13 protein-coding genes are annotated in these 13581 nt (G+C 62.9%); 6 read left to right on the top strand and 7 right to left on the bottom strand.

The window, feature by feature from the left end; translation table 11 throughout:
* Positions 1–130: 130 nt before the first annotated feature.
* Together IB229_RS12500 and speD are read left to right on the top strand one after the other, a co-directional pair.
* Positions 131–553, top strand: coding sequence for an OsmC family protein (locus IB229_RS12500; protein WP_192329118.1), 423 nt, complete (start codon positions 131–133; stop codon positions 551–553).
* Positions 554–911: 358 nt separating this feature from the next.
* Positions 912–1706, top strand: coding sequence for an adenosylmethionine decarboxylase (gene speD, locus IB229_RS12505; protein ID WP_192329120.1), 795 nt, complete (start codon positions 912–914; stop codon positions 1704–1706).
* 189 nt (positions 1707–1895) lie between these two features.
* Here the strand turns inward: speD and coq7 are convergent, their stop codons facing one another.
* The gene (gene coq7 / locus IB229_RS12510) at positions 1896–2543 is read right to left on the bottom strand and encodes a 2-polyprenyl-3-methyl-6-methoxy-1,4-benzoquinone monooxygenase (protein ID WP_192329122.1); all 648 of its coding nucleotides are present in this window, start codon (positions 2541–2543) and stop codon (positions 1896–1898) included.
* Positions 2544–2768: 225 nt separating this feature from the next.
* On the opposite strand from coq7, the gene IB229_RS12515 reads away from it, so the two are divergent.
* Positions 2769–4247, top strand: coding sequence for an AAA family ATPase (locus IB229_RS12515; protein WP_192329124.1), 1479 nt, complete (start codon positions 2769–2771; stop codon positions 4245–4247).
* Between the two features lie 27 nt (positions 4248–4274).
* Here the strand turns inward: IB229_RS12515 and IB229_RS12520 are convergent, their stop codons facing one another.
* Genes IB229_RS12520 through hemJ form a run of 4 tightly spaced genes read right to left on the bottom strand, consistent with a single transcriptional unit; the run spans position 4275 to position 7537 of the window.
* Positions 4275–5084 (bottom strand): SDR family NAD(P)-dependent oxidoreductase, encoded by an 810-nt coding sequence (locus tag IB229_RS12520; RefSeq protein WP_192329126.1) that lies wholly within the window; start codon positions 5082–5084, stop codon positions 4275–4277.
* 3 nt (positions 5085–5087) lie between these two features.
* A complete protein-coding gene (locus tag IB229_RS12525) occupies positions 5088–6068 on the bottom strand; it encodes a DUF805 domain-containing protein (RefSeq protein ID WP_192329128.1) in 981 nt (326 codons plus the stop codon).
* Between the two features lie 59 nt (positions 6069–6127).
* Positions 6128–7075 carry an NAD(P)H-dependent flavin oxidoreductase gene (locus IB229_RS12530; RefSeq protein WP_192329130.1) on the bottom strand — a complete coding sequence of 316 codons (948 nt, stop codon included), beginning with the start codon at positions 7073–7075 and terminating at the stop codon, positions 6128–6130.
* Positions 7076–7111: 36 nt separating this feature from the next.
* Positions 7112–7537: a protoporphyrinogen oxidase HemJ gene (hemJ, locus tag IB229_RS12535; protein ID WP_192329132.1), complete on the bottom strand. Its 426-nt coding sequence runs from the start codon at positions 7535–7537 to the stop codon at positions 7112–7114.
* 136 nt (positions 7538–7673) lie between these two features.
* Here hemJ and argC point away from each other — a divergent pair, with 136 nt between their 5' ends.
* Positions 7674–8708, top strand: a complete 1035-nt coding sequence (gene argC / locus IB229_RS12540; protein ID WP_192329134.1) for an N-acetyl-gamma-glutamyl-phosphate reductase — start codon at positions 7674–7676, stop codon at positions 8706–8708.
* A 99-nt stretch (positions 8709–8807) separates the two neighbouring features.
* A complete protein-coding gene (erpA, locus tag IB229_RS12545) occupies positions 8808–9158 on the top strand; it encodes an iron-sulfur cluster insertion protein ErpA (protein ID WP_192329136.1) in 351 nt (116 codons plus the stop codon).
* A gap of 55 nt (positions 9159–9213) precedes the next feature.
* On the opposite strand, the gene IB229_RS12550 is transcribed toward erpA, so the two are convergent.
* The gene (locus tag IB229_RS12550; protein ID WP_192329138.1) at positions 9214–10308 is read right to left on the bottom strand and encodes an anhydro-N-acetylmuramic acid kinase; all 1095 of its coding nucleotides are present in this window, start codon (positions 10306–10308) and stop codon (positions 9214–9216) included.
* A gap of 3 nt (positions 10309–10311) precedes the next feature.
* On the bottom strand, positions 10312–11739 hold the full coding sequence (locus IB229_RS12555) for a peptidoglycan DD-metalloendopeptidase family protein (RefSeq protein WP_192329140.1): 1428 nt from the start codon (positions 11737–11739) through the stop codon (positions 10312–10314).
* 178 nt (positions 11740–11917) lie between these two features.
* On the opposite strand from IB229_RS12555, the gene tyrS reads away from it, so the two are divergent.
* Positions 11918–13117 carry a tyrosine--tRNA ligase gene (gene tyrS, locus IB229_RS12560; protein ID WP_192329142.1) on the top strand — a complete coding sequence of 400 codons (1200 nt, stop codon included), beginning with the start codon at positions 11918–11920 and terminating at the stop codon, positions 13115–13117.
* Positions 13118–13581 lie beyond the last annotated feature (464 nt).

The raw sequence follows: 13581 nt of genomic DNA on the forward strand, positions 1-13581 counted from the left end.
GTGACCGGCAATGCGATTTTGCGACGCAGCTAACACTGCCCGCGCTCTATCTGTCAGGCCTGTGCGCCAGGGTGGCCGCTGGGGGCTGTGATAAGCTACGCGCCTTTTTCGGGCGCAGGGAGTCCAGGCGATGAAAGCACGCATTCAGTGGGCCGGCGAGGCGATGTTCCTCGGCGAATCGGGCAGCGGCCACGTGGTGGTGATGGACGGTCCGCCGGAAGCCGGTGGCCGCAACCTGGGCGTGCGCCCCATGGAAATGGTCCTGATCGGCCTCGGCGGCTGCAGCAATTTCGATGTGGTCAGCATCCTCAAGAAGTCGCGTCAGCCGGTGGAAAGCTGCGAGGCGTTTCTCGAAGCCGAGCGTGCCGACGAAGACCCCAAGGTGTTCACCAAGATCCACCTGCACTTCGTGGTCAAGGGCCGTGGTCTCAAGGAGGCGCAGGTCAAGCGCGCCGTCGAGCTGTCGGCAGAGAAGTACTGCTCGGCCTCGATCATGCTCGGCCGTGCAGGTGTGGAGATCACCCACGACTACGAAATCGTCGAGCTGGGCTAAGAGCCCGCGTCTGATCTGCTGCGCGTCGGCGATACGGCGTTGGAAATGGCTTCGGGCTGCTCATTTACGGCCTGTAAACTCCGCACCCTCGGCCATTTCCGCCTTATCTCGCTCTGGCTCGCAAGATCAGAAGCGGGCTCTGACACACGGAGCTCACAAAGACGGCGCAGACTCTGGCAGTCGGCGCCATCGCTCTGCATAATGCGCGGCCTTTTTTCGGGGCCGGACAGTGCCCCAAACCTTACCCATATCGCCATCGCGAAGAGGTGTTAACCGTCCTACGCAACTGCGTTGTTCGCAGTTGACGGGCATGCTCGATCACGCGGCAGAGCCGCATCCACAAAGAGAACTCCCAACGGTGAAAAGCAAACTCAAGCTCCACGGGTTCAACAACCTGACGAAGACCTTGAGCTTCAACATCTATGACATCTGCTACGCGGAAACGCCGGAAGACCAGCAGGCCTACGTCCAGTACATCAACACCGAGTACGACGCCGAGCGCCTGACGCAGATCCTCACCGATGTTGTCGACATCATCGGCGCCAATATCCTGAACATCGCCCGTCAGGATTACGACCCGCAAGGCGCCAGCGTGACCATCCTGATCTCCGAGCAACCGGTCACGCCGACCGAAAGCCAGATCGAGGAATCACCGGGGCCGCTGCCGGATACCATTCTGGCGCACCTCGACAAGAGCCACATCACCGTACACACCTACCCGGAAATCCATCCGGTCGAGGGTATCGCGACGTTCCGCGTGGACATCGACGTGTCGACCTGCGGGGTGATCTCGCCGCTGAAGGCGCTCAACTACCTGATCCACCAGTTCGACTCGGACATCGTCACCGTCGACTACCGCGTGCGCGGCTTCACCCGCGACGTGGAGGGCAAGAAGCACTTCATCGACCACGAGATCAACTCGATCCAGAACTACCTCTCCGACGACACCCAGGACGCGTACCAGATGACGGACGTCAACGTGTACCAGGAGAACCTGTTCCACACCAAGATGCTGCTCAAGGACTTCGAACTGGACAACTACCTGTTCGGCGATGCGGCCAGCAACCTGACTGCCGAGCAGCGCGAGCAGGTGGAAGAGCGGGTGCGCCACGAGATGCTGGAGATCTTCTACGCGCGCAACATGCCGCGCTGATTCTCCCGCAATGAAAAAGGGCGCCGATTGGCGCCCTTTTCATCTCTAGAGCCTGTTTACGATCTTTTGAGCTAGAACCAGGCAAGGGCAAAATGGGGCGAGGGTGCGGAGTTTACGAACTGTAAATGAGCAACCCGAGCGCCGTTTCAACGCTGCCTGGCCGACGATCAGAAGATCGTGAGCAGGTTCTTAAATGCGGTAGGTGCTCTTGGTCATGACCTTGGACAGCAGGCTCATGCCGAACTTCACCGGGGCTGGGAAGCGCACGCCGCCGGCGTCGATGGCGCTGGTGGCATGCTGTTCCTCGTCGTCGCGCATCTGCTCGAGAATCGCCCGGGTCTTGGCGTCGTCCGCGGGAATCTGCTCGAGGTGCTCGTCCAGGTGCTTGACCACCTGATCCTCGGTGGCGGCGACGAAGCCCAGGCTGACCTTGTCGCTGATCAGCCCGGCGACTGCGCCGACGCCAAAGGACAGGCCATAGAACAGCGGGTTGAGTACGCTCGGGTGGCTGCCCAGCTCGCGGATGCGCTGTTCGCACCAGGCCAGGTGGTCGACTTCTTCGTCGGCGGCGTGCTCCATGGCCTTGCGCACTTCCGGCAGCTTGGCGGTCAGTGCCTGCCCCTGGTACAGCGCCTGGGCGCAGACTTCACCGGTGTGGTTGATGCGCATCAGGCCGGCGACATGGCGGGCCTCGTCGTCGCTCAGTTGCGCCTCGTTCTGCACGATGGCCGGCGAAGGCCGGGCCGGGGCGCCGCTGAATGGCAGCAGGGTGCGCAGTGCGGCGTCGGCCTGCAGCAGCAGGCGGTCGACGGGGGAAAACTGGCGTTCGTTGCTCATGGCCATCTCCACGGAAAGCATGCCGGCAGTTTACCTCAAGCCCCAGGCTGAAACCCGCTTGGCGACAAGGTGCCGCAGCGGCGGGTGTTTTTGTGGACCAGTCAGGCGAAGATCTTCGGCAGCACGGGCGCACCACGGGCGTTCTTCCCGGCGCTTGGGTATTCTGGCAGCCTGATGATGACTGCCTACTCCGGCCAGCCGCGCCGGATTCACAAGGAGTGAGGGTTGAAGAACGATATTCATGATCTGGGCCTGGTGCTCGACTCCAGGGTCAAGCTGATCGTGGTCGAGTCCTGGGACGAGAAGCGCGTGCTGGAGACGCTGACCAGCCTGGCAGTCAAGCGTGGTCTCGGCCTCTACACCTGGGCCGTGACCGAGGGCCTGCAGCGCCTCGGCTTCGGCGGCGAGCCGGCGGGCGCCGGTGAGAGCTTCGAGGCCGACGTGGCGCTCAAGCTGATCAAGCATGACCAGCAGCCCAACCTGTACGTGATGTGCGACCTGCATCCGTACCTGGTCGACAACCCCAAGCTGGTGCGCCTGCTCAAGGAAATCGCCATGAGCGAGGCCGGTCACAAGCCGACCCTGGTGCTGGTGTCCCACGCGCTCAAGCTGCCGGCGGAAGTACAACGCTATGCCGCGCGCTTCACCCTGGCCCTGCCGACCGAAGAAGAGCTGCTGGCCATCGTGCGCGAAGAGGCCACGCGCTGGAGTGAACTCAACCGCGGCGCGCGCGTGCGCACCGACAACCGAACCCTGCAGCAGGTGGTGAAGAACCTGCGTGGCATGAGCCACGCCGAGGCGCGGGCCCTGGCGCGCAATGTGATCTGCGACGACGGCGCGATCACCCAGGAAGACCTGCCGGAGCTGAACAAGACCAAGTTCAAGCTGCTCGACCTGGAGGGCGTGCTCAGCTTCGAGTACGACACCGCGCAGTTCGCCGAGGTTGGCGGCCTGCTCAACCTCAAGCGCTGGCTTGGCGAGCGCCAGGACATCTTCCTCAACAACCAGGGCCGCGATCTGCCCAAGGGCATGCTGCTGGTCGGTGTGCAGGGCGGTGGCAAGAGCCTTGCGGCCAAGGCGGTCGCGGGGCTCTGGGGGCTGCCGTTGCTGCGCCTGGATTTCGCCAGCCTGTACAACAAGTTCTTCGGCGAGACCGAGCGCAACCTGCGCGAGGCGCTGCGCCTGGCCGAGCAGATGGCGCCCTGCGTGCTGTGGATGGACGAGCTGGAAAAGGGCCTGTCCACCGGTGACAACGACGATGGCGTCAGCCAGCGTGTGCTCGGCACCCTGCTGACCTGGATGTCCGAGCGCAAGGCGCCGGTGTTCATGGTCGCCACGGCGAACGCCATCCACCGTCTGCCCCCGGAACTGGTGCGCAAGGGGCGTTTCGACGAGCTGTTCTTCGTCGACCTGCCCGATGTCGCCGTGCGCGCGGATATCTTCGCCATCCACCTGCGTCGCCGCGAGCTCGATCCAGAGCAGTTCGACCTGGGCGAGCTGGCCGGAGCGTGCGACGGCTTCTCTGGTGCAGAGATCGAGCAGGCGGTGGTCAGTGCGCTGTATGCCGCGCAGGCACGTCAGCAGCCGGTGGATCAGGCGTTGCTGCTGCACAACATCCAGAGCACGGCGCCGCTGTCGGTGGTGATGGCCGAGGACCTGGCCGCACTGCGTGCCTGGGCCAACGGCAGGACGGTCAACGCCTAGCCGCAGGCGTTGCCGGTTGGCTGAGTGTTAGCGCTTGGGCAGCAGCGGGACGATGGAGCGGGCCGCGATGCGCCGCACCAGCGCCCGCGGCGCCAGGCGCAGCAGGCAGGGCAGCAGGCGATTGCGCCAGCCGGGGATGATGATCGCGCGGTTCTTCTCCAGTCCGCGCACGGCGAGCAGCGCGACTTCCTCGGGATCGGCCAGCAGCTTGTGGCGCTCCAGCGGGCCGCTCTTCATCTGGCTATTGCGGAAGAACGGCGTGGCCACTGGGCCGGGGCAGAGCACCGAGACCTTGACCCCGTGTGGCGCCATTTCATAACGCAGGCCTTCGGAGAAGTGCAGCACGTAGGCCTTGCTGGCGAAGTAGTTGCTCATCAGCGGGCCGGGCTGGAACGCCGCCAGCGAGGCGACGTTGAGGATCTGCCCGCGGCCGCGCTTGAGCATGCCGCCGCCGATGGAGTGACACAGGCGACTCAGGGCCAGAACGTTCAGCTCGATCAGTTCCTGTTCGCGTGCCCAGTCCTGCTCGACGAACACCCCGGCCGTACCGATGCCGGCGTTGTTCACCAGCACATCGATGCGCCGCTCACCCTGCTCCAGCTCCTGCAGCAGACCGCTCAGTTGCAGCGGCTCGGCCAGGTCACAGGTGCGGAATAGCGCTTCGATGCCGAAGCGCTGGGTCAGTTCGCAGGCGACGCTTTCCAGCGCCTCGCGCTGGCGGGCGACCAGGATCAGGTTATGCCCGCGTCGCGCGAAGGCTTCGGCCAGCGCCAGGCCAAGCCCACCGGAGGCGCCTGTGATCAGCGTGTAACTGGAGGCGTCTCGTTCGGCGGACACTGCTTACTCCTGTTGCTCGAGTGAGTCCTGCACTTGTGCCTGCTCGGCACGCTGGATGTATTCCTGGTACTGCGGAATGGCGATCGCGGCGAGGATGCCGATGAGCACCGGGACGATCAGCCAGCCGAACGCCAGCACCTTGACCGCAGTGGTGTTCGGCGGCGGCGGCGGACCGAAGCGGTTGGCGCCGGTGGTGCCGGGGACGATCAGCATGACCAGGGCGAATAAGCTGCCGAAGATGGGGATCAGGTTCACCAGCCACAGCCAGCCGGACCAGCCGATGTCGTGCAGGCGTTGCACGCCGATCTGCACGCTGACCACGAGTGCGGCGATACCCACGGCGGCGATGGCCAGGCCACCGAGCACCGGGACCAGTGCCATCAGCACCGCGGAAACGAAGTACAGGCCCAGAAGGGCGAACAGCATCACGGCCGACCAGGCCAGGTAGCGCACCCGGCCGATCCGCCCGGTCACGCCGAACACCTTCAGCTCGCCATGCTCGGGCAGCACGTCGCCAACCTGCGCCTTGGGCGTGGAGTAAGGCGAGTTGCTCGGTGCCGCAGCCGCCGGTGGCGGTGCTTCGGCCAGTTGCGCCTGGCGCGCGATGAATTTCTCGATCACCACGCCGCAGGCGCTGCAGACTGGTGCCTTGTTCTGGTCGTGGCCGCATTTCGGGCAGCGCATCTGCGCCTGATCCGCGGCGGTGGCTTCGGCGTCGCTCTCCAGGCTGACCAGGGTCAGGCTGGCGCTGAGATCGGGCTCCTTGCGGGCCAGGGCGCCGGCCTTGTGCAGCACGGCCAGGTACTTGTCCGCTTCAGCGGCGTCCAGGTTGCGCTTGAGGGTGTTCAACTGGCCACTGAACAGGTCTTCGATCTTCTGCGGATCGGTCTTGAATAGGTTGGCGAGCTTTTCCTTGGTCTCGGCCAGTGTCGCTTCCGGCATCAGTTGGCCGGTAAAAACGATCTTGAAGCGTTCTTGCTGCATAAAGCTTCCTTGTCAATGAGAGCTGTTGTGCGGTGTAGGCGCGCCTAGCGTGGCGAAGCTCAGGCGAGGTGTCCAGCCTGGCGTTGTGCATTGCGATATTCCTGGTCGAGGCGGGCGACGAGCTCGCTGACCGTTGGCACATCGCCGATACCACCGACGCCCTGGCCGGCGGACCAGACGGTCTTCCAGGCCTTGGCTTCGTCGTCGATCGGCTTGAGCTTCTCGCCGTAGTTCACGGCGCCCTTGTCCTGCAGCTGCTTGAGGTCATAGCCGGCCTTTTCCAGGCTCTGGCGCATGAAGCTGGCGGGGATGCCGGAAACGGCGGGCGTATGAATGATGTCGGCCGCGTGCGCGCCGAGGATCATCTGCTTGTAGGCCTCGTCCGCGTTGCTTTCCCGGGTGGCGATGAAGCGGCTGCCGAGGTAGGCGAGATCGGTGCCGAGCAGGCGCGCGGCGAGAATCTCGTGGCCGCTGTTGAGGCAGCCGGCGAGCAGCAGGGTCTTGTCGAAGAATTGACGGATCTCGGCGACCAGGGCGAACGGGCTCCAGGTACCGGCGTGACCGCCGGCACCCGCGGCGACGGCGATCAGCCCGTCGACACCAGCTTCGGCCGCCTTCTCGGCATGCCGGCGCGTGGTGACGTCATGGAACACCACGCCGCCGTAGCTGTGCACGGCATCGACCACTTCCTTCACCGCGCCGAGGCTGGTGATGACCACCGGGACCTTGTGCTCGACGCAGACGGCCAGATCGGCCTGCAGGCGCGGATTGGTGCCGTGCACGATCAGGTTGACGGCGTAGGGCGCCGAGTCGGCGCTGAGGCCGGCTTCAATCTCCTCCAGCCAGGCTTTGAAGCCTGCCGTGTCGCGCTGGTTCAGCGCCGGGAAGCTGCCGACCACGCCGCTGTGGCAGCACGCCAGCACCAGTTGCGGGGTGGAAACCAGGAACATTGGAGCAGCCACCACCGGCAGGCGCAGGCGATGGGTCAACGAGGCAGGCAGCGACATGAGGGTTCCTCTTGTTATGCGCGCGCGTCGCGGTCGTCAGAAAGGTTTGACGACGACCAGCACGACGATGGCCAGCAGAAACAGTACCGGGATTTCATTGAACCAGCGATAGAACACATGACCGCGCGGGTTCTCGCCGCGGGCGAAGCGCTTGAGCTGGGCGCCGCACAGGTGGTGATAGCCGACCAGCAGCAGCACCAGGGTCAGCTTGGCGTGCAGCCAGCCCATCTGTAGCCAGCCGGGCGTGAGGTAGAGCAGGCCGATGCCGCACGCCAGGGTCAGCACCATCGAGGGCAGCATGATCCCGCGGTAGAGCTTGCGCTCCATCACGCAGAAGCGTTCGCGGCTGGGCGCGTCTTCGCTCATGGCGTGGTAGACGAACAGGCGCGGCAGGTAGAACAGGCCGGCGAACCAGCAGACCACGGCGATGATGTGCAGGGCTTTGACCCACAGATAGAGCATTGAAAACATCCAGACCGACTCAATGTGCCTGCGATAGTAGTGAAAGCCGGTGCCGCGCGTCATCCATAAGGTTGGCCGCGGCCCGCTCGGGGATTATCATCGGCAGCTTTTCAGGCTTCGCACCGAGGAACATGTGATGGTCAAGGTCGGTATCGTTGGTGGCACGGGCTACACCGGGGTGGAACTGCTGCGCTTGCTGGCTCAGCATCCGCAGGCCGAAGTGGCGGTGATTACGTCGCGCTCCGAGACCGGGGTGAAGGTTGCCGACATGTACCCGAACCTGCGCGGGCACTACGACAATCTCGCCTTCAGCATGCCCGACGTAGCCACCCTGGGTGCCTGCGACGTGGTGTTCTTCGCCACCCCGCACGGCGTTGCCCACGCCCTGGCCGGTGAACTGCTGGCGGCGGGCACCAAGGTGATCGACCTGTCCGCCGACTTCCGTCTGCAGGACGCCGAAGAATGGGCCAAGTGGTACGGTCAGCCGCATGGCGCGCCCGAGCTGCTACCGCAAGCGGTGTACGGCCTGCCGGAAGTCAATCGTGAGGCAATCAAGGGCGCGCGCCTGATCGCGGTGCCCGGTTGCTACCCGACGGCGGTGCAGCTGGGCCTGATCCCGCTGCTGGAAGCCGGTCTGGCGGACAGCAACCGCCTGATCGCCGACTGCGCCTCCGGGGTCAGCGGTGCCGGGCGTGGTGCCAAGGTCGGCTCGCTGCTCTGCGAGGCGGGCGAAAGCATGATGGCTTACTCGGTCAAGGGCCACCGTCACCTGCCGGAAATCAGCCAGGGCCTGCGCCGCGCGGCCAATGGCCAGGTTGGCCTGACCTTCGTGCCGCACCTGGCGCCGATGATCCGTGGCATTCACGCCACGCTCTACGCGACCGTGGTCGATCGCGGTATCGATCTGCAGGCGCTGTTCGAGCAGCGTTACGCCAACGAACCGTTCGTGGATGTGATGCCCGCTGGCGCCCACCCGGAAACCCGCAGCGTGCGCGGCGCCAACGTCTGCCGCCTGGCGGTGCACCGTCCGCAGGGTGGTGAGCTGGTGGTGGTGTTGTCGGTCATCGACAACCTGGTCAAGGGTGCGTCCGGGCAGGCACTGCAGAACATGAACATCCTCTGTGGCCTGGACGAGCGTCTGGGGCTGGGTCACGCCGCCCTGCTGCCGTGACCGGCGGCAGGCGCAATAGTTGACCAGTTTGCTAGGGTAAGCGGATAATCCGTTGCCCAGCAGTACGTAATTGGCGCCTGGCGCCGGGAGATCAGCAAGATGAGCGTTGAGTCCTTCACACCCACTCCGTTGCAATTCACGCAGGGAGCGGCGACCAAGGTGAAGAACCTGGTCGATGAAGAGGGTAATTCACGTCTGAAGCTGCGTGTGTTCGTCACCGGTGGCGGATGTTCGGGTTTCCAGTACGGCTTCACGTTCGATGAGGACGTGGCGGACGACGACACCATTGTCGAGCGCGATGGCGTCAGCCTGGTGGTCGATCCGATGAGCTTCCAGTACCTGGCCGGTGCCGAGGTGGACTATCAGGAAGGGCTGGAAGGTTCGCGATTCGTGATCAAGAACCCTAACGCGACCACCACCTGCGGGTGTGGTTCGTCCTTCTCGATCTGAGCCGCGCTGCAAGAAAAAGCCGCGCAATAGCGCGGCTTTTTTGTGTCCGTTCGATTTACGCGGGGTAGATCGCCCCGAGTATTCGCGGCCCCTTGGCGCCCGTCACGCTGGGTCGGTTGGCGCTAATGCCTTCGAGGCAGCAATGGGCCAGCCAGGCGAAGGCCATCGCCTCGATCCAGTCGGGCGCGATGCCGAATGCCTGGGTGCTGCTGACCTGACAGCTCGGCAGAAGCGCCTGCAGTCTGTCCATCAGTGCCCGGTTATGCGCGCCGCCGCCGCAGACCAGCAGTTGCTCGGTGCTCTGTTGCGCATGTTGCAGGGCGTCGGCGATGCTGCGCGCCGTCAGCTCGAGCAGAGTGCGCTGCACATCGGCGGGGGCGAGCTGGGGCTGGGTCGTCAGGTGGTGCTGCAGCCAGGGCAGGTTGAACAGCTCACGGCCGGTGCTCTTGGGGCCGCGCCCCTGGAAGAAGTCGTCGGCGAGCATGGCCTGCAGCAGTGCATCGTTGCAGGTGCCGCTGGCAGCCCAAGCGCCATCGCGATCAAACGCCTCGCCGAGGTACTGCTGGATCCAGATATCCAGCAGTACATTGCCTGGTCCGCAGTCGAAACCGTGCACCGTGCCCTCGGGCTCGATCAGGCTGAGGTTGCTGAAGCCGCCGATGTTGAGCACGGCGCGGCGCTGTTGGCCGTCGTCGAACAGGGCCTCGTGGAATGCGGGCACCAAAGGGGCGCCCTGGCCGCCAGCCGCTACGTCACGGCGACGGAAGTCGGCGACCACGCTGATGCCGGTCAGCTCGGCGAGCAGGGCGGGGTTACCGATCTGGATGGTGAAGCCACGTGCCGGCTCATGGCGCACCGTCTGCCCGTGGCTGCCGATGGCGCGAACCTGGCTGGCTTCGAGCTGCTGGCTGGCAAGCAGTGCAGCGATACCCGTGGCAGCGAGAGTGGCCCAGCGATTTTCCGCGACAGCGGCGCGAGCCAGTTCATCAGGGCCTGACGCGCAAAGGCCGAGCAATTCGGCGTGCAGGTCGGCCGGCATGGGCAGGTAGTGGGTGGCGCGCAGCTCGGTGCGCTGCTGGTCCTGATGGATCAGGGCGATGTCCAGGCCATCCAGGCTGGTGCCGGACATCACCCCAAGGTAGAGCGGCATGGCTTAGCGCTTGTTCAGGGCCAGGAGCGTCGCTTTTTCCTGATCCATGCGTGCCATCAGTGGCGTACTCAGTTGCGTGAAGCGCTGCTTCTCGCCGCGTGCAATCGGGTCCGACATTGGCAGCTTCTGGCTGAGCGGGTCGACGTGACGGCCATTGACCTGGAACTCGTAGTGCAGGTGCGGGCCGGTAGACAGGCCGGTGGTGCCGATGTAACCGATCACCTGGCCTTGCTTGACCATCCCGCCGGTACGGATACCTTTGGCGAAGCCCTGCATGTGGCCATACAGCGTCCGGTAACTGCTGCCGTGCTGGATGATCACCGCGTTGCCGTAACCGCCGCGGCGGCCGGCGAGAAGAACCTTGCCATCGCCTGCGGCCTTGATCGGAGTGCCGCGCGGCGCAGCGTAATCCACGCCCTTGTGCGCGCGAATCTTGTTCAGGATCGGATGCTTGCGGCCCATGGAAAAGCGCGAGCTGATGCGGGCGAAATCGACCGGTGTGCGGATGAACGCCTTGCGCATGCTGTTGCCGTCGGCGTTGTAGTAGCTGGTGGAGCCTTGCTTGTTGGTGTAGCGCACTGCGGTGTAGGTCTTGCCGCGGTTGGTGAAGCGCGCGGCGAGGATGTTGCCGCTGCCGACCTGCTTGTCGTTCACCACATGCTCTTCGTAGATCACCTCGAATTCGTCACCCTCGCGGATGTCCAGGGCGAAGTCGATGTCGTAGCCGAAGACGTTGGCCAGGTCCATGGTCAGGCTGTGCGAGAGGCCGGCGCGCTTTGCGGAGAGGAACAGCGAGCTGTTGATCACGCCGTGGGTATACGTAGTGCGTACATCCGGTTTGACCAGCTCGCGTTTGAAGCTGTAGCCCTTGTCGTTACGGCTCAGGGAAATGCTTTCCAGGTCGCTGAGTTTGCTGTGCAGAGTGTCCAGCTTGCCTTCGGGGGTCAGTTTGAAGTCGAGCACCTGACCGATCTTCAGGCGGCTGAACTGTTTGGCCTCCTTGGCACCGCTCAGCGCTTCGTGCAGGTCACCGGCATTCAGGCCAACTCGGGAAAAGACGGTCGACAGCGTATCGCCATTGCCAACGGTAACGGCGTGCTGAAGAGGGTCTTTGGGGGCTTCGGGCTGAATATCTGGATTCTTGGAATTCGCGGCTGACTCAGTGCTGTCTGGTTTCTCGGTCAGGCCTGCGTTGGTAGCGAAGGGCGACGCTCCTTGGTCTCCCGGGGCGAGCTCTGGTCGGAGGTCATCCTTCTCCTGCGTCAGTTGCTCGGCGCCGTTTTCCAGCTCCAGATTGATGTAGGTCTTCTTCGCTTCAACTTCGCGTGACGGGAACACCAGCAGGGCCAGGCTCAGGAGCGCTGCAATACCACTGGCAGCCAGCAGGTGGCTCCTCGGGTACGGCGGTGCTTTGGGTACAGATTGGGTCATGGCTTAAGGTGTTTCTTGGAAGAATGCATTAACTGTCTAAAATATAATCAAATTTCTCTATAGGCAACCCTGCATGCACTGCATCGGCTGGGCGGCGGTTTCGCGGCGCAAAACTTGTAATTAGTCAGTGATCTTGTATGGTTGGTTCCCTTTTGTTTTCAGTGGCATGGGTCCTGTAATGAAGTCGGTTGAAGAGCAGCTGGCGCTGATCAAGCGTGGCGCCGAAGAGGTTCTGGTCGAGGCGGAACTGATAGAAAAACTGAAGCGCGGCCAACCCCTGCGGATCAAGGCCGGCTTCGACCCGACTGCGCCCGATCTGCATCTCGGTCACACCGTGCTTATTAATAAGCTGCGCCAGTTCCAGGAGCTGGGGCATCAGGTGATTTTTCTGATCGGCGATTTCACCGGCATGATCGGTGACCCCAGCGGCAAGAGTGCTACGCGACCGCCGCTGACGCGTGAGCAGGTTCTGGATAACGCTGAGACCTACAAGACCCAGGTCTTCAAGATTCTCGATCCGGCGAAAACCGAGGTGGCTTTCAACTCCACCTGGATGGACCAGCTGCAGCCGGCCGACTTCATTCGTCTTGCATCGCAGTACACCGTTGCCCGGATGCTGGAGCGCGACGACTTCGACAAGCGTTACACCTCTAATCAGCCGATCGCCATTCACGAGTTCCTCTATCCGTTGGTTCAGGGCTACGACTCCGTGGCGTTACGTGCGGATGTCGAGCTGGGTGGGACCGATCAGAAGTTCAACCTGCTCATGGGGCGCGAGTTGCAGCGTGCGTATGGTCAGGAGGCGCAGTGCGTCGTCACCATGCCGTTGCTCGAAGGCCTGGACGGCGTCAAGAAGATGTCCAAGTCCCTTGGCAACTACATCGGCATCCAAGAGGCACCGGGTGTGATGTACAACAAGATCGTCTCCATGCCGGATGCGCTGATGTGGCGCTACTACGAGCTGCTCAGCTTCCGCTCGATGGAGGAGATCGAGCAGTTCAAGGTAGATATAGAGAAGGGAGCCAATCCGCGAGACATCAAGATCAAGCTTGCGGAGGAGATCGTTGCTCGCTTCCATGGTGAAGAGGCGGCGGCCAATGCGCATCGCGCTGCGGGCAATCGCATGAAGGATGGCGAGCTGCCGGAGGATATTCCGGAGGTTGAGCTGTCATCGGTTGAGGATATGCCAATCTCTTCCGTCCTTAATAAGGCGGGGCTGGTAAAGAATGCCGCGGTTGCGCGCGATCTATTGGGTTCGGGCGGTGTGAAGGTGGATGGCGAGGTGGTTGATCGCAGCTTCGTGTTCAAGCTTGGTGCGGTACATATATGCCAGGCTGGTAAGAAGGCATTCGCACGTATCTCGCTGAAAGCCGAATAAAGTTTCACAAAGGTGTTGACGCCGTTTCTGTCTCCCCTATAATGCGCACCTCTTCCGGTGCAGCTGGATCCGAAAACTCCTTAGTAAACAAGAAGTTAGACGAAAATAAAGGTTGCAACGGCGGCGAATTCGAGTAGAATGCGCCGGGCTGACAAGGTGGTGGTTTGATCTTGTTAGCGCTTCAGGCGGAAGCGGCTGAAGTAGCGTGAAAGAGGTGGTTGACAGCGAGTTTGAACGCTGTAGAATTCGCCTCCCGCTGATGTGAAGCGAAAGCAGATCGGAAGCGCAAGCGGTTGAGAAGAAACGAAAAATTCTTCAAAAGCAGCTTGACAGATTGAAAGGCTGCTGTAGAATGCGCGGCCTCGGTTGAGACGAAAGACTTAATCGAAACGCTCTTTAACAACTTGAATCAAGCAATTCGTGTGGGTGCTTGTGAGGTAAGACTGATAGTCAACTGATTATCA

The organism is Pseudomonas sp. PDM14 (assembly GCF_014851905.1).
Taxonomy (GTDB): domain Bacteria; phylum Pseudomonadota; class Gammaproteobacteria; order Pseudomonadales; family Pseudomonadaceae; genus Aquipseudomonas.

Excerpts from the sequence above, each read along its gene's own strand:
- argC (WP_192329134.1), top strand. The coding sequence starts at position 7,674 with ATGGTCAAGGTCGGTATCGTTGGTGGCACGGGCTACACCGGGGTGGAA.
- IB229_RS12530 (WP_192329130.1), bottom strand. The coding sequence starts at position 7,075 with ATGTCGCTGCCTGCCTCGTTGACCCATCGCCTGCGCCTGCCGGTGGTG.
- erpA (WP_192329136.1), top strand. The coding sequence starts at position 8,808 with ATGAGCGTTGAGTCCTTCACACCCACTCCGTTGCAATTCACGCAGGGA.
- IB229_RS12500 (WP_192329118.1), top strand. The coding sequence starts at position 131 with ATGAAAGCACGCATTCAGTGGGCCGGCGAGGCGATGTTCCTCGGCGAA.
- hemJ (WP_192329132.1), bottom strand. The coding sequence starts at position 7,537 with ATGCTCTATCTGTGGGTCAAAGCCCTGCACATCATCGCCGTGGTCTGC.
- IB229_RS12525 (WP_192329128.1), bottom strand. The coding sequence starts at position 6,068 with ATGCAGCAAGAACGCTTCAAGATCGTTTTTACCGGCCAACTGATGCCG.
- IB229_RS12555 (WP_192329140.1), bottom strand. The coding sequence starts at position 11,739 with ATGACCCAATCTGTACCCAAAGCACCGCCGTACCCGAGGAGCCACCTG.
- coq7 (WP_192329122.1), bottom strand. The coding sequence starts at position 2,543 with ATGAGCAACGAACGCCAGTTTTCCCCCGTCGACCGCCTGCTGCTGCAG.
- tyrS (WP_192329142.1), top strand. The coding sequence starts at position 11,918 with ATGAAGTCGGTTGAAGAGCAGCTGGCGCTGATCAAGCGTGGCGCCGAA.
- IB229_RS12550 (WP_192329138.1), bottom strand. The coding sequence starts at position 10,308 with ATGCCGCTCTACCTTGGGGTGATGTCCGGCACCAGCCTGGATGGCCTG.